We start from the raw sequence: 20,756 nt of genomic DNA, 5'->3' as shown, positions 1-20,756 counted from the left end.
GCGAACGTGCCTGCGGCAGACATCGATCCAACGTTATGTAGTGCGCGCTGCGGCATACTACATGATGAATTGCGGTTGTGAAAATTAGACTAATTACGTCGTTCTGCGACCCCATGACGCATTGCGGTCACGGCACGGAGCAGGATGTTCTCAAAAAACCAGTGGATTGTTCCAGTTAAATATCAAAAGTTGTACACGATTTGTTGGCTGGCATTCGCTCGGCGGCGTATCGGATCGCCGGCAAGCCGGCTCCTACAGGGGTATTTGCAATTTTTGTAGGAGCTGGCTGCCAGCGATGGCGTCAGCCGATTCAGCGCAGAAACAACTTGCCTATACTTCTCTTTCAATAACAAAAGAGGGCTGCGCCATGGACCACCTCGTACTCACCGTTTTTGCTCCGGACAAGCCCGGGCAAGTCGAGCGCATTGCCCAATGCATTGCCGAGCACGGCGGTAACTGGCTGGAAAGCCGTATGTCGCGCATGGCGGGACAATTCGCCGGGATTCTTCGAGTGGGTGTGCCGGCCGAGGCCTACGACGAATTGGTCGATGCCCTCCAGGGTTTGTCCGCCCACGGCATTCGCGTGTTGATCGCCGAAAGCGGCATCGAACAATCCTGTACCTGGAAGCCGATCGCCATGGAACTGGTGGGTAATGATCGTCCGGGGATCGTGCGGGACATCACCCGCCTGTTGAGCGAGCAAGGGGTGAATCTGGAGCGGCTGGTCACCGAAGTACGCCCGGCGCCGATGAGCAGCGAGCCGCTGTTCCATGCAGAAGCAATTCTTGCCGTCCCGCTGACGCTGTCACTGGACGTACTGCAATCGCGTTTGGAAACCCTGGCTGACGATCTGATGGTTGAGTTGGTGCTGCGCAGCGACCCTTGATCAGGTTATCCAAGTTAAACGTGCACCGGCCTGTGGATAACCTGTAGAGACACCCCGCTAGGCCACGCCGACCGGGGTTCTTCAGGATTTGATCAAAAAACCAGCAGTTTCAGCCACTTGCGCACAATCGACGGGGATCACGCTGTGGATAACCTTGGGAAGGAATGATGCAGGCCACGGGAGACGTGGCCTGTAGAGGTTTGTGTGTTTTTTGATCAGTTGCGGCGGCGCAAACTTATCCACGCATCGATGCTGTAAACCGCCAGGCCGGCCCAGATAAAGATGAAGGCTACCAAGGTGCTGGACGATAAGTGTTCGCCGAACAGCAGCACGGCTTGCAACAGCACCAGCGTCGGCGCCAGGTACTGGAGAAATCCGAGCGTGGTGTAGGGCAAATGCCGTGCGGCAGCGTTGAAACAGACCAGCGGCACCAGCGTGACCGGCCCGGCCGCCACCAGCCACCAGGCTTCCGACGTGGTCCAGAACTCGGCCTGAGCGCTGTGTGCAGTCGGATTGAACAGCAACCAGGCAATGGCGATCGGCACCAGCATCCAGGTTTCCACTACCAGGCCAGGCAATGCCTTGACTGGAGCCTGCTTGCGAATCAACCCGTAGAAACCGAAGGTCAGCGCCAGCACCAGCGACACCCAAGGCAGGCTGCCCACCTGCCACACCTGCTGCGCCACGCCGACGGCCGCCAGGCCCACCGCAATCCATTGCATGCGCCGCAACCGTTCACCCAGGATCAGCATGCCCAGCAACACGTTTACCAACGGGTTGATGTAGTAACCGAGGCTGGCCTCCAGCATGCGGCCGTTGTTCACCGACCACACATAGGTCAGCCAGTTGGCCGCGATCAATGTACCGCTCAGGGCCAGGATCGCCAGCCGTCGTGGGTTCTCCCGCAACTCGCGCCACCAGCCCGGATGCTTCCAGACCATCAGCAACAAGGCGCCGAACAGCGCCGACCACAGCACCCGGTGGATGATGATTTCCACGGCAGGCACACTGGCGATGGCTTTGAAATAGAGTGGGAAAAGTCCCCAGATAATGTAGGCACTCAGGCCCAATATGTACCCGCGACGCGGGTTGGCGGCTTGCATGCAGAATCCTTGCTTAGGCAGCTAACAAAGAGGGGATTGTAAGGAGATTTGTCTGCGAATGTCCTGGCTGAATAGGTAGGTCATTTGTGAACACGGATAACTGTAGGAGCGAGCCTGCTCGCGAAGAACGCAAGGGCAACGCGTTTATCCAGACAGCACGCGTTATCGTTGACGTCCATCGCGAGCAGGCTCGCTCCTACAGGGGGCCGGGTGGGTCAGAAGAGCTTCAGTGGCTCTTCTTGGAGCGCCGCCAATTGTTCGCGCAACGCCAACACCTGATCGCCCCAATAACGCTCGGTGCCGAACCATGGAAAGCTGCGCGGGAAGGCCGGGTCGTCCCAGCGGCGGGCGAGCCAGGCGCTGTAGTGCAACAGACGCAAGGCACGCAATGGTTCGATCAGCGCCAGTTCACGCGGGTCGAAGTCGTGGAATTCGTTGTAGCCGTCCATCAGTTCCGACAATTGGCTCAGGCAATCCTGACGATCGCCGGCAAGCATCATCCAGATGTCCTGTACCGCCGGCCCCATGCGGCAGTCGTCAAGGTCGACGATATGGAACATCTCGTCGCGGCACATCATGTTGCCGGGGTGGCAGTCACCGTGCATGCGGATGTTCTGGTGCGGCGTGTTGCTGTAGGCATCTTCCACGCGCTTGAGCAGATCGCGGGCCACCGATTCGTAGGCCGGCAGCAGGCTACGTGGGATGAAATTGCCGTCGAGCAAGGTGTTGAGTGAGTCGTGGCCGAAGTTTTTCACCGCCAGAGCTTCCCGGTGCTCGAACGGCCGGGTCGAGCCGACCGCATGCAGGCGGCCGAGCAACTGGCCCAGGCGATACAACTGATCGAGGTTGCCAGGCTCCGGCGCGCGGCCGCCTCGGCGGGGGAACAGGGTGAAACGGAAACCGTTGTGTTCGTGCAGGGTTTCACCGTTGTGGATCAACGGCGCCACGACCGGCACCTCGCAGTCGGCGAGTTCGGCGGTGAACTGGTGCTCTTCCAGAATCGCTTCGTTGGTCCAGCGTTGCGGCCGGTAGAACTTGGCGATCAGTGGCTCGGCGTCTTCGATACCGACTTGATAGACGCGGTTCTCGTAGCTGTTGAGCGCCAGGATGCGCGCGTCGCTGAGAAAACCGATGCTTTCGACAGCATCGAGCACTAGGTCTGGTGTGAGGGTTTCAAACGGGTGGGCCATGCTGACTCCTGCGCGCAGCAGGCTGCTGCGTCCGGCCAGGCATGGTAGCGCAGACGGGCGCGGATAGGTGGTGACTGTGCTGACGCTATCGCGAGCAAGCTCGCTCCCACAAGGTTCTGCGCAGGTTTCAAGTCAGCGTCGATCCTGTGGGAGCTTGCTCGCGATGAGGGCCGGTCAGGCGCCGACGATCCCGCCGTCTTCCCGCGAAATCGCCATCACCGAAGACCGCGGCTTGCCATTGGGCAGGTGCTCGGGGAAGGTCGAACCGCCGTTTTCGCCCGGATGCTGAATCCCGACGAACAGGGTTTTCTGGTCCGGCGAGAAGCTGATCCCGGTCACCTCGCAACCCACCGGCCCGACCATGAAGCGGCGAATCTCGCCGGTCGCCGGATCAGCGCAGAGCATCTGGTTGTTGCCCATGCCGGCAAAGTCTCCGGCGTTGCTCACATCGCCGTCAGTGAGAATCCACAAGCGTCCGGCCTTGTCGAAACCCAGGCCGTCCGGGCTGTTGAACATATTCTGCGGGGTGATGTTCGACGAGCCGGCCTTTGGCGTACCGGCATGCGCGGTCGGGTTGCCGGCCACTACAAACAGGTCCCAGGCAAAGGTGTGCGAAGCGTGATCGTCGCGTTCGGTGCGCCAGCGCAGGATCTGCCCGTAGACGTTCTTCTCTCGCGGGTTCGGCCCGCCCACCGGTTGCCCGTCTTCGCCACGTTTGGCGTTGTTGGTCAGCGTGCAGTAAACCTGGCCATCCTTGGGGCTGACCACGATCCATTCCGGGCGGTCCATGCGCGTGGCTTTCACCACGCTGGCGGCGAGACGGGCGTGGATCAGCACTTCAGCCTGATCGGCGAAACCGCTGCTGGCGTCGATACCGTTTTTGCCGTGGGTCAGTTCGATCCATTCACCCTGGCCTTTCGGGTGATCGGTGTTGCCGTCCCCCGCATCGAAACGCGCTACGTACAGGATGCCGTGGTCGAGAATGTCACGGTTGGCCTTGGGGTTCTTGTGGTCGATCTTGTCGCGGCTGACGAATTTGTAGATGAACTCACCGCGTTCATCGTCGCCCATGTACACCACGGCATGACCATCCCCGGTTTCGGCCAGGGCGGCATTTTCATGTTTGAAGCGTCCCAGGGCCGTGCGCTTGACCGGTGTCGACTGCGGATCGAAAGGATCGATCTCTACCACCCAGCCGTGGCGGTTGAGTTCGTTGGGGTTCTTGGCCAGGTCGAAGCGCTCGTCGTGCGGGTGCCAGTTGATCTCTTTGCTGGCAGCCACCGCGCCGTAGCGTTTTTGCGCCGGGTCGAATTTTTGCTCGGCATTGCTGCTGCCGAAGCAGTCGGTGAAGTTCTCTTCACAGGTCAGATAGGTGCCCCAGGGCGTCTTGCCGTTGGCGCAGTTCTGGAAGGTGCCGAGGACGTTCTTGCCGTGGGGATCGGCGCTGGTTTTCAGCAGTGCGTGACCGGCGGCCGGGCCGCTCATGGTGATCGGCGCATTGCCGTGAATGCGGCGGTTGTAGCGCGAGCTCTGGACGAATTGCCATTGGCCGTTCTTGCGCTGCACTTCGATCACCGACACACCTTCGCAGGCCAGCGCCTTGCGCACGTCTTGCGCCGATTGCGGCATGCCGCCGTGGGCGTAGAGGTAGCGGTAATTGGTGTATTCGTTGTTGATCGCCATCAGCGCCCGGTCTTTTTCGCCCGGAAACTCGAACAGGCTCATGCCGTCGTTGTTGTCACCGAACTGGGCTTCCTGATGTTCGGCACTGCCGTTGCCGCTCGGGTCGAACGCCGGGCCGTCCTTATGCAGAGGCTGGCCCCAACTGATCAGCACCGAGGACTTGTAGCCCGGTGGCAGGGTGATGGCGTCGCTGGTGGCGGCGGCAATGCTGTCGAAACCCAGCAACTGGCTGTTACCGGCGCTGACACTGGCGGCCATCACACTGCGGCTCAGCAGATTGCCGCCGAGGAACATCGCGGCGCCGCACAGGGCACCTGCGCTGATGAAGCCGCGACGGCTGAGGCCGACCATGTTTTCGAGATCGGTGGACTGGTTTTCTTCTAATAGGCTCATTTCAGGCTCCCTGCGGTTTTGCAGACACCTTAATGATGAGTAATGAACCTTTTGTTGCAGTTTCTTTAAAGCGGCGTACCCAGCAGAACCGTAGATGGCGAAAACTCCACGCGCACCGGTTTGCCGCAGGTCAGCCCCAATGCTTGCAGATGCCTCGGTTCATCGAGTGCGCACAGTGTCAGACCGTTGGGCAGGGTAATGCGCACTTCGCTGGGGCCATCGTCGGCGTCGAGAATCTTTTCGATGGTGCCTGTCAGGCAATTGTTTCCCGGTGTTTTGGCTGAATCGATTTCCAGTACATCGAGCCAGCCAGCCTTGATCAATGCCACGACGTCGGTGCCGATCTGCAGCTCCAGGCGCTCGGTGCTGTCGTGGGTGATTTGTGCGTCGACGATCACGCCTTCGTCGACTTCGAGGCGAATCAGGTCGTTGCGTCCCTGAGGTTCGATTGCGATCACCTTGCCGTGCAACTGATTGCGCGCGCTGGTGCGTAGCATCAGGCGTCCGAGCAGGTCGAGATCGCTCGCGTCCTCGGCGGCTTCCAGCACTTGGGCCTGCAAGGCTTGCAGCTTCTGGTACAGGCGCAACACCCGCTCACCTTCGTTGGACAGGCGCGCACCGCCGCCGCCTTTGCCGCCGACAATTCGCTCCACCAGAGGCTTCTGCGCCAGGTTGTTCAGCTCATCGATTGCATCCCAGGCGGCCTTGTAGCTCAGGCCCGCGCTCTTTGCCGCGCGGGTGATCGAGCCTTGTTCGGCGATGTGCTGCAGCAGGGCAATGCGCTGCGGACGGCGGACAATGTGCTGGGACAACAAGGTTGGCAAAGACATGGCAAGTCGCTTTTGCGGGTGACGAGGGTGAGGACGTTGGCCGCTGAAGGTCCGGGAGTCAAGTCAGGGTGACTCGCCGGGTTTAGGTGTGCGGGCCAGGCAATAGACGTCGACCCTCGCTGCGCCGGCGTTCATCAGCAGGCGAGCCAGGGCCTGGGCCGTGGCACCGGTGGTCAGGACGTCGTCGACCAGGGCCAGGTGCAGGCCTTTGACGACCGCGCCGGGCGTCAGGGCGAAAGCGTTGCGCAGGTTCTTTCGGCGGGCTTCGGCGTTCAAGGCCTGTTGGGCGTCGGTGTCCTGGGTTCGTAGCAGTAACCGTTCGTCGCAAGGTATATCCAGGTCGGCACCCAGCCAGTGAGCCAGCATCGCTGCCTGATTGAACCCGCGCTCGCGCAGGCGCCGGTTGGCCAGCGGTACCGGGATCAGCACATCGGGCCGCTGCAGGTCGTCTTCGAAGCGATGTTGCAGGTATTGAACGAGAAGTTCGGCGAGCAGACGGCCAAACGGCCACTTTGCGTTGTGTTTGAAACGGGTGATCAGGCTGTCGACCGGAAAGCTGTAGGTCCAGGGGGCAATCACTTGTTCGAAGGCCGGTGGCTGATTCAAGCAATGGCCGCAGGTCAGGCCCGCGGCCTGGAGCGGCAGGGCGCAGGTCTGGCAGTGATCGCCGAGCCACGGCAGCTCGGTTTCACAGGCCGTGCAAACAGGGGAGATGTCGTCGGCCGGTTCATCGCACAAAAGGCATGATTGTTTGTTTTTTAACCAGATGTAAACCGGTCCTTCGTGTCGTGGTTGACAGCGCATCACTCTTCCTTAAATATGCCGAAACAACTGTGAAGCGGCTGTGACATTCCATTACCCAGCCGCCTGCCAAAGCATAATTCAAAGGAAACGCCCATGAGCGCCAGCACCACTGCAACCCTGCGTCATGACTGGACTTTGGCCGAAGTCAAAGCACTCTTCGTTCAACCATTCAATGACCTGTTGTTCCAGGCGCAGACGGTGCACCGCGCGCATTTCGACGCCAACCGCGTCCAGGTGTCGACCCTGCTGTCGATCAAAACCGGCGCCTGCCCGGAAGATTGCAAATATTGTCCGCAGTCCGGTCACTACAACACCGGCCTGGAAAAAGAAAAACTGATGGAAGTGCAGAAGGTCCTCGAAGAGGCCGCTCGCGCCAAGGCCATCGGTTCGACCCGCTTCTGCATGGGCGCGGCGTGGAAGCACCCGTCGGCCAAAGACATGCCTTACGTACTGAAGATGGTCGAAGGCGTGAAAGCCCTGGGCCTGGAAACCTGCATGACCCTCGGTCGCCTGGATCAAGAACAGACCGAAGCGCTGGCCAAGGCCGGCCTCGACTACTACAACCACAACCTCGACACCTCGCCGGAGTTCTACGGCAGCATCATCACCACCCGCACCTACAGCGAACGCCTGCAAACGCTGGCCTACGTGCGTGATTCGGGGATGAAGATCTGCTCCGGCGGCATCCTCGGCATGGGCGAGTCGCTGGACGACCGCGCCAACCTGCTGATCCAGTTGGCCAACCTGCCGGAGCACCCGGAGTCGGTGCCGATCAATATGCTGGTGAAGGTCGCCGGTACGCCGCTGGAAAATGCCGACGACGTCGACCCGTTCGACTTCATCCGCATGCTCGCCGTCGCACGCATCCTCATGCCGCAATCCCACGTGCGCCTGTCCGCCGGCCGTGAAGCCATGAACGAGCAGATGCAGGCCCTGGCGTTCTTCGCCGGTGCCAACTCGATTTTCTACGGCGAAAAACTGCTGACCACCGCCAACCCGCAGGCCGACAAGGACATGCAACTGTTCTCGCGTCTGGGCATCCTGCCGGAAGCCCGCGAAGAGCACGCCGATGAGGTGCATCAGGCGGCTATCGAGCAAGCGCTGGTGGAGCAGAAGAGCAGCGAGCAGTTCTATAACGCGGCTGTTTGAGTCCTTCACCGACTTGTCTGGTTGGAATGCAAAACACGTGTAGGAGCTGGCTTGCCAGCGATAGCGGTCTGTCAGCTGAGGGTTATGTCGAATCCGACGCCCTCATCGCTGGCAAGCCAGCTTCTACAGGTTCGGTGTCTACCTTGATTGTTTTTCCGAGGCCTGCATGTCTTTCGATCTCGCCGCACGCCTTGCTGCCCGTCGTGCCGAAAATCTCTACCGCCAGCGCCCGCTGCTTGAAAGCCCGCAGGGGCCGCAAGTGGTGGTCGATGGTCAGCCGTTGCTGGCGTTCTGTAACAACGACTACCTGGGCCTGGCCAATCATCCGCAAGTGATCGAAGCCTGGCGCGCTGGCGCTGCGAAATGGGGCGTGGGCGGAGGGGCGTCACATCTGGTCATCGGCCATAGCGCCCCGCACCATGCCCTGGAAGAAGCGTTGGCCGACCTGACCGGTCGCCCGCGCGCGTTGCTGTTCACCACCGGTTACATGGCCAACCTCGGCGCGGTCACGGCGCTGGTGGGGCAGGGTGACACGGTGCTCGAAGACCGGCTCAATCATGCGTCGCTGCTCGACGCGGGGCTGTTGTCCGGGGCGCGGTTCAATCGTTATCTGCACAACGACGCCGCGAGCCTGGCCAAACGCCTGGAAAAAGCCACCGGCAATACGCTGGTGGTCACCGACGGCGTGTTCAGCATGGACGGCGATATCGCCGACTTGCCAGCGCTGGCTCGCGAGGCCAAGGCCAAAGGCGCCTGGTTGATGGTCGACGACGCTCACGGTTTTGGACCGTTGGGTGCCAACGGTGGCGGCATCGTCGAGCATTTCGGTCTGAGCCAGGATGACGTACCGGTGCTGGTCGGCACCCTCGGCAAAGCCTTCGGTACGGCGGGTGCCTTTGTGGCGGGAAGTGAAGAGTTGATCGAGAGCCTGATCCAGTTCGCCCGGCCCTACATCTACACCACCAGCCAGCCACCTGCGCTGGCCTGCGCCACCCTGAAAAGCCTGGAACTGCTGCGCAGCGAACACTGGCGCCGCGAGCATTTGCAGGCGCTGATCCGCCAGTTCCGCCACGGTGCCGAACAGATTGGCCTGGAACTCATGGACAGCTTCACGCCGATTCAGCCGATCATGATCGGCGACGCCGGGCGCGCGGTGCGCTTTTCACAACTGTTGCGCGAACGCGGATTGATGGTGACCGCGATTCGCCCGCCGACCGTGCCCGCTGGCAGCGCCCGACTGCGAGTCACGCTGACTGCTGCCCACAGCGAGGCCCAGGTACAGCTATTGTTAAACGGACTGGCCGATTGCTTTCAACAACTGAAGCCGGAGCCAAGCCATGCGTGATCGTCTGATTCTGCTGCCCGGCTGGGGCCTTGGTGTTTCACCGCTGGAGCCTTTGGCGGCGGCCTTGCGCGGCCTGGATGAACACCTGCGCGTGGAGATCGAGCCGTTGCCGGAGCTGGAGTCGAGCGATCTTGAAGAATGGCTCGATGAGCTCGATTCGACCTTGCCGCAAGACGCCTGGCTGGGCGGCTGGTCATTGGGCGGCATGCTTGCCTGCGAGTTGGCGGCCCGGCGCGGTGATCGTTGCTGTGGCGTGTTCACCCTGGCCAGCAACGCTTCTTTTGTCGCTCATGAACAATGGACCGCCGCCATGCCTGGCGAAACCTTCGATGCGTTTCTGACGGGATGTGCTGCCGACCCGCGCGCGACGTTGAAACGCTTTTCACTGCTCTGTACCCAGGGCGCCGAAGACCCGCGCGGATTGTCGCGGTTGTTGCTCGCCGGCGCGCCGAATACCGCAGCGCCAGTGTTGATGAGCGGTCTGCAAGTACTCGCGCAACTGGATACCCGCCGGGCATTGCAATCGTTTCGCGGTCCGCAACTGCACTTGTTCGCCGGCCTTGACGCACTGGTGCCAGCAGAAGCGGCGGGCGAGTTGCTGGCGATGCTGCCGGATATCGAAATCGGTCTGATTGAACAGGCCAGCCACGCGTTTCTCCTGGAGGATCCCCACGGTGTGGCGGGGGCGATCCAGGCCTTTTTGCATGAGTGCGGCGATGACTGATCTATCCTTTCCAAAACTGCCCGGCGCCTTGCCCGACAAGCGTCAGGTAGCCGCGTCATTCTCCCGTGCGGCGGCAAGCTACGACAGTGTGGCCGAGCTGCAGCGCGATGTCGGCAGCCAATTGCTCGGGCACCTGGCGCCGGAGTTTGTGCCGCAGCGCTGGCTGGATCTGGGCTGTGGCACCGGGCATTTCAGTCGTGCCCTGGGCGGGCAGTTTCCGGGCAGCCACGGTGTGGCGCTGGACATAGCCGAAGGCATGCTCAATCACGCCCGGCCATTGGGCGGGGCCACGCACTTCGTGGCCGGTGATGCCGAGCGTTTGCCACTGCAGGATTCGACCTGCGACCTGATCTTCTCCAGCCTGGCGGTGCAGTGGTGCGCGGACTTCGACTCGGTGCTCGGTGAAGCCTGTCGGGTGCTGAAACCGGGTGGAATTTTCGCGTTTGCTAGTCTTTGTACAGGGACGTTGTTTGAATTGCGCGACAGCTGGCGCGAAGTCGATGGCATGGTGCACGTCAACCGCTTCCGCGAGTTTGGTGTTTATCAACAGTTGTGTGCGGCCAGTGGCTTGAGGGTCGTCAGTCTGCAAAACCTTCCCCACGTGCTGCATTACCCGGATGTGCGCAGCCTGACGCATGAGCTCAAGGCGCTGGGTGCGCATAACCTCAATCCAGGTCGACCCGGTGGCTTGACCGGCCGGGCGCGGATTATGGGTTTGATTGGGGCTTATGAGCAGTTTCGTCAGGCCCGGGGCCTGCCGGCGACTTATCAAGTGGTGTATGCCGTTTTGGAGAAACCCTTATGAGCGCAGCCTATTTCATCACCGGCACGGATACCGATGTCGGTAAAACCACGGTCGCCGCGGGCCTGCTGCATGCGGCGCGTTCGGCGGGGTTGAGCACGGCGGCGGGCAAACCGGTCGCTTCCGGTTGCGATGTAACCCCCAAAGGCCTGCGTAACGCAGATGCGCTGGCGCTCTTGGCTGAATGCTCGCTGCCGCTGACCTATGCACAGGTCAATCCGGTGGCCTTCGAGCCGGCCATCGCTCCGCATCTGGCGGCGCGAGAGGCAGGCGTGGCGCTGACGGTGCAGTCGTTGCTGGCGCCGATGCGGCAAATTCTGGACATGCAGGCGGACTTCACCCTGATCGAAGGCGCTGGCGGCTGGCGCGTACCCTTGGCGGATCAGGACAATCTGTCGGACCTGGCCATCGCGTTACAGTTGCCAGTAATTCTGGTGGTGGGCGTGCGACTGGGGTGTATCAGCCATGCCCTGTTGACCGCCGAAGCGATTGCCCGGGACGGTTTGCAACTGGCGGGTTGGGTAGCCAACATCATCGATCCGAAAACCTCGCGGCTGGAAGAAAACCTCGCCACCCTTGCCGAGCGCCTCCCGGCACCGTGCCTTGGGCGTGTGCCCAAACTCAAGGCCGTGACGGCTGAGGCAGTGGCCGAGCACTTGCAACTGGACCTGTTGGACTGACGTTTGGCAATGCGGGCTTTGCCTATGAAAAGGCACTGTGCCATTAGTGTTTTTGACGGGTGTTTTGCCAGCCACTCTGCTTCAATGGTCGTTGTTGATCCTTTGAAAGGACGAGTTCTCCCATGGAAATCTCAGGAAACACCGCTTTTTATGCCGGTCTGAGCACCCTTCAGACAGGGCAGAACCGAGTCGATCAAGCCGCCGGGCAGATCGCCAACACCACGATCGAGCGTTCGGTCACCAGCCAGTCCTCCGAGGCGCAAGTCGATCGTCTGCGATCGGTTGATCGCAGCCAGCAATCGGATCTGGGCAGCAACCTGGTCGACATGGCCCAAGGCAGGATTCAGGCGGAACTGGGGGTGAAAGTCGCCAAGGCCTCCGACGAAGTGCTCGGAACGTTAATCGATACCTACGCTTGATTCCTCGTTGATCCCGCACCTTCCAGCGCCGCGCCTGTTCGCGGCGTTTTTCTGCGTAAGTCTTTCTTTGCTCAACTAATCTTTTCAGTGTGGCGGGCTGCTTCGACAGCGCCGCTGCGTTGTCGTGTGCCTGTGTATCCAAACCGGCGATGACGAACGGCAAATGATCGACGCTTGACAAGATTTCGGCGTAAACGTATGTTTCAAACAACTGTTTGATCGCAACAACAAATCCATGCGGTCGTTCATTCCCGGTTACATCAGCAGAGGTTTATCGCTATGCCTGACTACAAGGCCCCCTTGCGTGATATTCGCTTCGTTCGTGACGAACTGCTCGGCTACGAAGCGCACTATCAGAGCCTTCCGGCTTGTGCCGACGCAACCCCGGACATGGTTGACGCCATTCTCGAGGAAGGCGCCAAGTTTTGTGAGCAGGTGCTGGCTCCGCTGAACCGTGTGGGTGACCTCGAAGGTTGCACCTGGAGCGAGTCCGGCGTTAAGACCCCGACTGGCTTCAAGGAAGCCTACAAGCAATTCGTCGAAGGTGGCTGGCCGAGCCTGGCTCACGACGTAGAGCACGGCGGCCAAGGCCTGCCGGAATCCCTGGGTCTGGCCATCAGCGAAATGGTTGGCGAGTCCAACTGGTCGTGGGGCATGTACCCGGGCCTGTCGCACGGTGCAATGAACACCATCTCCGAGCACGGTACGCCTGAGCAACAAGAGGCTTACCTGACCAAACTGGTTTCTGGCGAATGGACCGGCACCATGTGCCTGACCGAACCGCACTGCGGCACCGACCTGGGCATGTTGCGCACCAAGGCCGAACCTCAGGCCGACGGTTCCTACAAGGTTTCCGGCACCAAGATCTTCATTTCGGCCGGTGAACACGACATGGCCGACAACATCGTCCACATCGTGCTGGCTCGCCTGCCGGATGCACCGGCTGGCACCAAAGGCATCTCCCTGTTCATCGTGCCGAAGTTCATGCCGAACGCCGATGGCTCGGTTGGCGCGCGTAACGCTGTGTCTTGCGGTTCCCTGGAACACAAGATGGGCATCCACGGCAACGCCACCTGCGTGATGAACTTCGACGGCGCTACCGGTTTCCTGATCGGCCCGGCGAACAAAGGCCTGAACTGCATGTTCACCTTCATGAACACTGCACGTCTGGGTACCGCGCTGCAAGGCCTGGCCCACGCCGAAGTCGGTTTCCAGGGCGGCCTGAAATACGCTCGCGACCGTCTGCAAATGCGTTCGCTGACTGGCCCGAAAGCGCCGGACAAAGCCGCTGACCCGATCATCGTCCACCCTGACGTACGCCGCATGCTGTTGACCATGAAGGCATTCGCCGAAGGCAACCGTGCGATGGTGTACTTCACTGCCAAGCAGGTCGACATCGTCAAGTACGGCGTGGACGAAGAAGAGAAGAAGAAAGCCGACGCACTGCTGGCCTTCATGACGCCAATCGCCAAAGCCTTCATGACCGAAGTCGGTTTTGAATCGGCCAACCACGGCGTGCAGATCTACGGCGGCCACGGCTTCATCGCCGAGTGGGGCATGGAGCAGAACGTTCGCGACAGCCGCATCTCGATGCTGTACGAAGGCACCACCGGTATCCAGGCACTCGACCTGCTGGGCCGTAAAGTGCTGATGACCCAAGGCGAAGCCCTGAAAGGCTTCACCAAGATCGTCCACAAGTTCTGCCAGACCAACGAAGGCAACGAAGCGGTTCAAGAGTTCGTCGCTCCGCTGGCTGCACTGAACAAGGAATGGGGCGAGCTGACCATGAAGGTCGGTATGGCCGCCATGAAAGATCGCGAAGAAGTCGGCGCGGCCTCCGTGGACTACCTGATGTACTCCGGTTACGCCTGCCTGGCCTACTTCTGGGCTGACATGGCGCGCCTGGCTGCCGAGAAACTGGCTGCCGGCACTTCCGAAGAGGCGTTCTACACCGCCAAGCTGCAGACTGCGCGCTTCTACTTCCAGCGCATCCTGCCGCGTACCCGCACTCACGTTGCAACCATGCTGTCGGGTGCCAACAACCTGATGGACATGAAAGAAGAGAACTTCGACCTGGGCTACTAAGCCTTGACGCAGTGCTTCTAAAAAACCGCCGCTCCCTTGGGAACGGCGGTTTTTTTTGGCTCTGTCACCAGACCCTGATCACCATGGCGTAGGGGCCAACGGACCGACACCGCCTGGAGTATTGGTGCCTTCTCCGTTACGTATGAATGGCAGGTGCCAGAAGTCGTTCGGGACAACGGGATCACCAGGCTTGACGCCTTCCGGAAAGATGAACTCGAACACCGGCGCCACATACTGTCCAGCGACCAGCCCATTGGCTACCGTCAGCCTGCTGGCGTTCTGGATGCAGCTGTCCACGCCCGCTTGCGAGAGCGTTTGCTGTGGAACGCACATTGAGCGTGCAACGACACGCAGGGTACGCGTTGGCTGGCTCAAGAGCCCGGCGGGTGCCTTGGTCGCCCGAACTCTGGCGCGTTGTGGCTGAGGGCCGGTGTTCTGAGTGGTAATACCACCCGTGGCGCCCAGGCAACTGGTCGCAAGGGCCAGCGCAGGATTGCACTCACCCGTCATCTCATAGGGTGTAACCCAGCGGTTGGTTTGTGCGCCAGTCGATGGGTTGACATCGATCAGATAAATGTCGACCGGGGTCTTGATGTCGGTGGTTGAAGCTTCAAGGAAAATCCGGTCCTGGGTTTCCTGGTCGCCACCGCCGATTGCTGTTACCGCTGGGTCGGCTGTCCCGACACCAAATTCCCCGATAGACAGATAGCTCGGTTGGGAACCGGGCTGAGTGTAGATCCCGACGTTGGCTTCAATCGTGTGCGCAGAGATGAAGTCCGGGGCCCCCGTTGTCGCGGACTTGAACAAGGTGCCGGCCCAACTGATGAAGTCGCCGACTTCGAAGGGGGCCTGTTGAGACGGGTCGGGGTCCGTCGCCGTACGCGAAGCATCGCTGAGTCTCTTCATGACGTATTGGCTGCAATAGGTCTGTCCCGTCACCGGAGGAGAAAGGTCTCCGCTGGCCGGAGGCGTTACGCCGGCCTGGGCGAAGTTGCGGCAGTTGTTGGTCGTAGTCGGAGTGACCGCTTTTGGCCGGTTTTTTTGTGGGCAGAGTGCATCGTCCCCGGAAATCGTGCGCGGCACGCACATCGGGTACCCGGTTGCGGCGTGGATAGTCGGGTTTGCATCATCGACGGAGAAACGTGGGTCGGGGCTTTGAGCTCGGCCAAAACGTCCATTCGGGTCGTTGATCTGAAGGATCGTGGGCAGCAGAGGATTACCGCTGTCGACTTCGATGTTGCCGTTGGTGTAGTCGATGCGGGTAATGACCCCACTACCAGCATTCGCGGCTTGCTGGGAGACAAAAATCAGCCCGGCTATTTGTTTGTTGGACACAGAGTTGCCCACCACGTGGATCTCGAACGACGGATATGAAGTCGGTCCCTTGTTGAGCGCCAGCGTACCGCCCCTGACGAACTCGGCCCAGGTCAGGGTATTGGCCGGCATTTGCAGGACCGTATTGCAAGGGACGGTAATCGTTACGCCGTTCAGTTGGACGGTACCTCCATAACGGCCAGGGTCAGTGGTGCCAGGGCAATTCACATTGGTGGTATCGAGCGTCATGTTCTGGATAAAGCCTGTAACGTCGAACCCATGAATCGCAGTCGGGTTTGTAAAAACCGGATCGGGCAGTGTGGGTGTCGTGAACGGCGAGGTCGCCCCTGCTGGGGGCTTGGCAGTCCCGCCGCCACCTCCACCACCACCACCACCACCAGCGCCGTTTTTGGCAAATGCATCCGCGCCACCACCAATGGTCAGTGCGACGGCAACGGCAGTGGCGAGCAGGGCATGACGACCGAAGATGCTGTTGAATCGTTTGTGGAGCAGCGGTATGGCGGGCGTTTTTTCGTACAAGGATAAGCTCATGGATCTCTCCAGAATATTGCAGGACCAGTTGCCGGCCAATCGACTCGCAGCTCTGCTGATACGCTGAATCCTGCGCAAGAAAAGCGCAAAGCCGTGGGTATCGAGTTGGGGCTCGATCCACCGGGACAAGTGCCTGTGTATGGCCCGATTCTTCCCGTCTGGATGCTTTCAACCTGCGTTGCGTCGGCCGGTTACGGGCGCAATCGCGAGAGACATTTCCTTGAGCCTGAGGCGTACAAAGCAGTTGTCGTGCCGGCCATGAAACAATTTGATACAAATCGCTGCCGACGCACTCGGAATGCGGGTTGCGCGGTCAAGGATGGTATTGCGCGCAACACTGCCGAATTAATAGCCACCAACATAGGGGGGGATACATACCCAAGTTCGGGAGTGTGCGAAGTGAAGTTAAGATGCTCGCTGGGCGCGTTCTGTTCTAAGTGCTGAATGAGAAAAGTTGTCTATATCTACTCTGGGCGAAAAGACATCGAAAGAGAAATGTATCGAAGTGTTGGTAACGAGGTTTTTGTGTTGATATTAAATAAGCCCATAGCTCGCGCAGTGCAACTTGCGCACGTGCGGAGTAGTTGTGTTTTGTGATGGTTGGCTCCTATTGGTTGTCTGGGCTTGCAGGCGTTTATTGTAAATGCGGTTAGCCCCGGCGAAGTATGAGTTAGCAATTGCTTTGCCAAATTCTCAAGCACTGATCTGAATACATATTGAGCTTTAAAAACATTGGCTTAAGATTTTCGTGTGAGCCGGTATATGCAAGGTTTTGGGGGGGTGACCCAGTAGTGGGGGAAGTTCACCAAATTTGAGGTAAGTCTTTAGTCTTAGTTTTTTTGTGTTGTCAGGTGCGTTTACAAGCACAAATTTTTAATTGTGTTGGCCTGGATAAAAATAATTTTTTCTGTTGAAATGTTTTGTTACAGCTAGAGTAGAGTTAAGCGCACCCGGCGGTGCGACAGAGCAATGTCTTAATCAACCCTGAGCCAAGAGAGTACTTTTTCAGTCAAGCTTCGTTTTGCCCGAGCCATTTCTCGAGTGGATGTAACTACTCGTGCAAGCAGCAAAGTTTCGGCGATGAGTGTATCTCGCAACAGGATAATCACGGAGCTTGGCGACTCCCTACTGAATCGAGAGTGTCATGATGGTCAAGTACTTGAGCCTCTTTCGAATCACCCGTTTTGCCTGTGCGATGGCGGGCGCTCTGTTTGCCATCGGTCTACCGGTCGCGAGTGTCTGGGCCGCTGACCCGGTAGCGGTCGATCCGCCCGTACCGGACGTGCCCACTCTGCAGTCGCTGCGCGGCCTGCTGCCGCCCGACCCATCGGGAACCGAAGGCGGGCGCAAAGTCGACCTGATGACCGACTACGTGCTCAATCGCCCGGCGGCAGTGCTCTTGGGCAAGGCACTGTTCTGGGACATGGAGATCGGCAGTGACGGTTCCACTGCTTGCGCGTCGTGCCACTTCCACGCGGGTGCCGATCACCGCACCACCAACCAGATCAACCCGGGCCAGGCCAATACCAACGCGAACGTCTCGTCGATTTTCAACAAACCGTTCACCGCCTCGGACATACCCGGCGACGTACCGAGCTACACCACCAAATCCGGTGGCAAGGGCGGTCCGAACTACCTGCTGAAGAAAAGTGACTTCCCGACCCATGTGCTGGCCAATCCGCTGGATCGCAACTCGGCCATTCTCTACTCGACTGACGATGTGATCGGCTCGCAAGGCGTTTTCGACGCCAACTTCGTCAAGCCCCATCAGGCGCGTTTCGACAAGTGCATTCAGCAACCGGACGGCATCTTCCAGGTGGGCGGCATCAATGTTCGCCGCAGTACCGGGCGCAACGCACCCACGGTGATCAACGCCGCGTTCAACGTGCGCAACTTCTGGGATGGCCGGGCCAATAACGTCTTCAACGGTTTCTCACCGTTCGGCAATCGCGACCCTGACGCCGGGATTTTCGTGACCAGCGATCGCAGTGGTGTGGCGACCAAGGTCAGGCTGGCACTCAAGGATGCTTCCGCCGCCTCGCAGGCGGTAGGGCCACCCGGCAGCCCGGTGGAAATGTCCTGCGGCGGTCGTACCTTCGCCGACATCGGCCGGCGCATGCTCGACACCTTGATGCTCAAGCAGCAACGAATCTCGTCCACCGATTCGGTACTCGCACCGGTATCCGGTGCCCGCCGGCCGACTTATCGTGAACTGATCAAGAACGCGTTCCAGCCGCGCCTGTGGAACGCCACGCAGCAGGTCTCGCTGGGCGGCGCGCCCTATACCCAGATGGAGGCGAACTTCCCGCTGTTCTTCGGGTTGGCGATTCAGATGTATGAGTCCACGCTGATCTCGGACCAGGCGCCGCTGGATGCCTACTTACAGGGCGATCACACCGCCATGAACAACCAGCAGGTCGAGGGCATGAACCTGTTCCTGGGCAAGGGCAAATGTGTCAGTTGCCATGGTGGCGCGGAGTTGACCAATGCCGGCAGCCGCTTGCTGTTCCATCCTCGGGAGCGGATCGAACGCATGGTCATGGCCGACAACCTGACCACGCTTTATGACAACGGCTTCTACAACACAGGGGTGCGCCCGACCTCGGAAGACCTGGCGCTCGGCGGGACGGATGCCTGGGGCAATCCGTTGTCTTTCACTCGCCAGTACAACACCGTACTCCAGGGCGGTCAGATCCCTGACCCGCTGGAAGTTGATGTGTGCACCTTCGAAGCGCCCTTGAGCCCGGCCATCCCTTGTGATGCGACGCTCAAACCCAAAGTCGGTTTCCGCGACGCGGTCGATGGCGCCTTCAAGACGCCGACCTTGCGCAACATCGCGTTGACCGGGCCGTACTTCCACAACGGCAGTCGCGCAACGCTGCAACAGGTGATGGAGTTCTACAACCGCGGCGGCGACCGGCGTGGGGAGGATGCCAGCAACACCAGTGGCTTTGAGCACCCGGCGGTCAATCAGCACAACGGCTCCAATCTTGATCCGGACATGACCCGGCTCAACCTGACGCCGGCTGAGGTGGAGGCGCTGGTCAAGTTCATGGAGGTCGGCCTCACTGATCCGCGCGTCGCGTGGGAGCGGGCGCCGTTTGACCATCCTTCGCTGGTACTGCCCCAAGGCGAAAAGGGTGATGAAAATTCGGTCGGGCAAAAACCGGCCAGTCCGAAGATCACCACCCGGCAGGCGCAGGACGCCGACATTCAGCTCAAGCCGGTCGGTGCGGAAGGTCGTACGCGTCTGGAGGGGCCGCTGCAACCGTTCAACAACGACCTGTAACAGGTTTTCCCCTTGCGCCACTGGCAGTTGATGGACGCCAGTGGCGCCCTTTTTCAAATACCTCAGTATTTCACTCAGCAAATCGGGGGTACTGCCGTTAAAGTAGTGGGCACATTGCCATCTATTGATCTGACGGGTCGGAGCTTTACCCTTGTTGCGTTCTTCCGCGATGCGTTTCAGTCATTTCCTGCCGTCTTTACTGCTGTTACTGGCGGGGCTTGCGGCTGCATACATCAAGGATCTGAACGTCTTCTTCACCTCGCTGTTCAACGTGCTGCCCACCCTGGTGTTACTGCTCGGTGGCGCCTATTGCGCGGTTTACCGACGTCAGCGTGAGCTGTTTCTGATGGTCACGGTGTACATCGCCTACTTCCTGCTCGACACCCAGACTGACTACTACCGCGACAACGGCAAGGTGCGTGACGATGCCGCCGTGGTCTTTCATTTGTGTTGCCTGCTGCTGCCGCTGCTGTTTGGTGTGTTCGCAGCGTGGCAGGAGCGCACTCATCTGTTTCAGGACATGGTGGCGCGTTTCGCGGTATTACTGGCGGTCGGCAGCGTGGCGCTGGGGCTTGAGCAAAGTTATCCACATGCGCTGCTGATCTGGTTGTCGGAGATTCGCTGGCCCGCCTTGCATGGCGCCTGGATGAGCCTGATCCAGTTGTCCTATCCGGTGTTCATTGCGGCGTTTTTGCTGCTGGCCTGGCAATACTGGCGCAACCCGCGACCGCTGCATGCCGCGCAATGGGTGGGGCTGCTCGGGCTGTTCTGGATGTTGCCGGAAACCTTCATCCTGCCGTTCACGCTGAACATCATGTGCAGTCAGGTGATGCTGATGATCGCCGCCGCCGTTGCCCACGAAGCCTATCAAATGGCCTTCCGCGACGAGCTGACCGGGCTACCGGGCCGTCGCGCGTTGAATGAACGCATGCAACGGTTGGGGCGCAACTACGTGTTGGCGATGAGCGACGTCGACCACTTCAAGAAATTCAACGACACCCACGGCCACGACGTCGGCGACCAGGTGCTACGGCTGGTGGCCAGCAAACTGTCGAAAATAGGCGGTGGCGGTAAGGCGTATCGCTATGGCGGCGAGGAATTTGCCCTGGTGTTTGCAGGCAAGACCCTCGAAGAGTGCATGCCGCACCTGGAAGTCATTCGCGAGTCCATCGCCACCTACAACATTCAACTGCGCAATCAGGAAAATCGCCCGCAGGACGATAATCAGGGGCGCCAGCGGCGTGCCGGTTCCGGTGCGTCGAGTGTCTCGGTGACGGTCAGTATCGGCGTTGCCGAACGGATCGATCAACGCACCCCTGAAGAGGTGCTCAAGTCTGCTGACCAGGCGCTCTACAGCGCCAAGGGCGCCGGACGCAACTGTGTGATGGCGTTCGCGCAGAACCGCCGTGGCGCCGTGCGCAGGGACGCCGCTACGGTTGAGTGATGATGGCGCATTCAGCGAGCGGAAGGTGATTGTGAGGCAGGGTCGGCGGCAGTAGGTTGGAGAA

General features: G+C 60.0%; 16 protein-coding genes. 10 read left to right on the top strand and 6 right to left on the bottom strand.

Annotation, left to right across the window (positions count from 1 at the left end; genetic code table 11):
• Positions 1-367: 367 nt before the first annotated feature.
• Complete coding sequence (locus B0D71_RS22400) at positions 368-886, top strand: glycine cleavage system transcriptional repressor (protein WP_102670836.1); 519 nt, start codon at positions 368-370, stop codon at positions 884-886.
• 215 nt (positions 887-1,101) lie between these two features.
• Here B0D71_RS22400 and rarD read toward each other — a convergent pair whose 3' ends face one another.
• The 5 genes from rarD to B0D71_RS22375 all read right to left on the bottom strand — a co-directional run bounded on the left by rarD (position 1,102) and on the right by B0D71_RS22375 (position 6,889).
• Positions 1,102-1,989 (bottom strand): EamA family transporter RarD, encoded by an 888-nt coding sequence (gene rarD / locus B0D71_RS22395; RefSeq protein ID WP_103396660.1) that lies wholly within the window; start codon positions 1,987-1,989, stop codon positions 1,102-1,104.
• 215 nt (positions 1,990-2,204) lie between these two features.
• A complete protein-coding gene (locus tag B0D71_RS22390) occupies positions 2,205-3,179 on the bottom strand; it encodes a serine/threonine protein kinase (RefSeq protein WP_103396659.1) in 975 nt (324 codons plus the stop codon).
• 174 nt (positions 3,180-3,353) lie between these two features.
• Positions 3,354-5,255 (bottom strand): PhoX family protein, encoded by a 1,902-nt coding sequence (locus tag B0D71_RS22385; RefSeq protein WP_103396658.1) that lies wholly within the window; start codon positions 5,253-5,255, stop codon positions 3,354-3,356.
• A gap of 65 nt (positions 5,256-5,320) precedes the next feature.
• On the bottom strand, positions 5,321-6,085 hold the full coding sequence (locus B0D71_RS22380) for a TOBE domain-containing protein (RefSeq protein WP_103396657.1): 765 nt from the start codon (positions 6,083-6,085) through the stop codon (positions 5,321-5,323).
• A gap of 63 nt (positions 6,086-6,148) precedes the next feature.
• Positions 6,149-6,889 (bottom strand): ComF family protein, encoded by a 741-nt coding sequence (locus B0D71_RS22375; protein ID WP_103396656.1) that lies wholly within the window; start codon positions 6,887-6,889, stop codon positions 6,149-6,151.
• 93 nt (positions 6,890-6,982) lie between these two features.
• Here B0D71_RS22375 and bioB point away from each other — a divergent pair, with 93 nt between their 5' ends.
• The 7 genes from bioB to B0D71_RS22340 all read left to right on the top strand — a co-directional run bounded on the left by bioB (position 6,983) and on the right by B0D71_RS22340 (position 14,093).
• Positions 6,983-8,038: a biotin synthase BioB gene (bioB, locus tag B0D71_RS22370; RefSeq protein WP_007981424.1), complete on the top strand. Its 1,056-nt coding sequence runs from the start codon at positions 6,983-6,985 to the stop codon at positions 8,036-8,038.
• A gap of 166 nt (positions 8,039-8,204) precedes the next feature.
• Positions 8,205-9,383, top strand: coding sequence for an 8-amino-7-oxononanoate synthase (bioF, locus tag B0D71_RS22365; protein ID WP_103396655.1), 1,179 nt, complete (start codon positions 8,205-8,207; stop codon positions 9,381-9,383).
• Positions 9,376-10,107 carry an alpha/beta fold hydrolase gene (locus B0D71_RS22360; protein ID WP_103396654.1) on the top strand — a complete coding sequence of 244 codons (732 nt, stop codon included), beginning with the start codon at positions 9,376-9,378 and terminating at the stop codon, positions 10,105-10,107. The genes bioF and B0D71_RS22360 overlap by 8 nt, the downstream gene beginning before the upstream one ends.
• Positions 10,100-10,912, top strand: a complete 813-nt coding sequence (gene bioC, locus B0D71_RS22355; RefSeq protein ID WP_103396653.1) for a malonyl-ACP O-methyltransferase BioC — start codon at positions 10,100-10,102, stop codon at positions 10,910-10,912. The genes B0D71_RS22360 and bioC overlap by 8 nt, the downstream gene beginning before the upstream one ends.
• Positions 10,909-11,589, top strand: a complete 681-nt coding sequence (gene bioD / locus B0D71_RS22350) for a dethiobiotin synthase (RefSeq protein WP_103396652.1) — start codon at positions 10,909-10,911, stop codon at positions 11,587-11,589. Before bioC ends, bioD begins: the two co-directional genes overlap by 4 nt.
• Before the next feature lie 122 nt (positions 11,590-11,711).
• Entirely contained in the window at positions 11,712-12,008 is a 297-nt protein-coding gene (locus B0D71_RS22345; RefSeq protein WP_103396651.1) for a pyrroloquinoline quinone biosynthesis protein PqqE, read from the top strand.
• Positions 12,009-12,287: 279 nt separating this feature from the next.
• Positions 12,288-14,093, top strand: a complete 1,806-nt coding sequence (locus B0D71_RS22340) for a phenylacyl-CoA dehydrogenase (RefSeq protein ID WP_103396650.1) — start codon at positions 12,288-12,290, stop codon at positions 14,091-14,093.
• 78 nt (positions 14,094-14,171) lie between these two features.
• Here the strand turns inward: B0D71_RS22340 and B0D71_RS22335 are convergent, their stop codons facing one another.
• A complete protein-coding gene (locus B0D71_RS22335) occupies positions 14,172-15,959 on the bottom strand; it encodes a hypothetical protein (RefSeq protein ID WP_103396649.1) in 1,788 nt (595 codons plus the stop codon).
• Positions 15,960-17,106: 1,147 nt separating this feature from the next.
• Between B0D71_RS22335 and B0D71_RS22330 the strand changes: the two genes are divergently transcribed.
• Both B0D71_RS22330 and B0D71_RS22325 read left to right on the top strand, forming a co-directional pair.
• Positions 17,107-19,248: a cytochrome-c peroxidase gene (locus B0D71_RS22330; RefSeq protein ID WP_103396768.1), complete on the top strand. Its 2,142-nt coding sequence runs from the start codon at positions 17,107-17,109 to the stop codon at positions 19,246-19,248.
• 169 nt (positions 19,249-19,417) lie between these two features.
• A complete protein-coding gene (locus B0D71_RS22325; RefSeq protein WP_420825145.1) occupies positions 19,418-20,692 on the top strand; it encodes a GGDEF domain-containing protein in 1,275 nt (424 codons plus the stop codon).
• Positions 20,693-20,756 lie beyond the last annotated feature (64 nt).

The organism is Pseudomonas laurylsulfativorans (assembly GCF_002906155.1).
Taxonomy (GTDB): Bacteria; Pseudomonadota; Gammaproteobacteria; order Pseudomonadales; family Pseudomonadaceae; genus Aquipseudomonas; species Aquipseudomonas laurylsulfativorans.
Note: the sequence above shows the minus strand (reverse complement) of the source record. Positions and strands in the feature narration are given on the sequence as shown.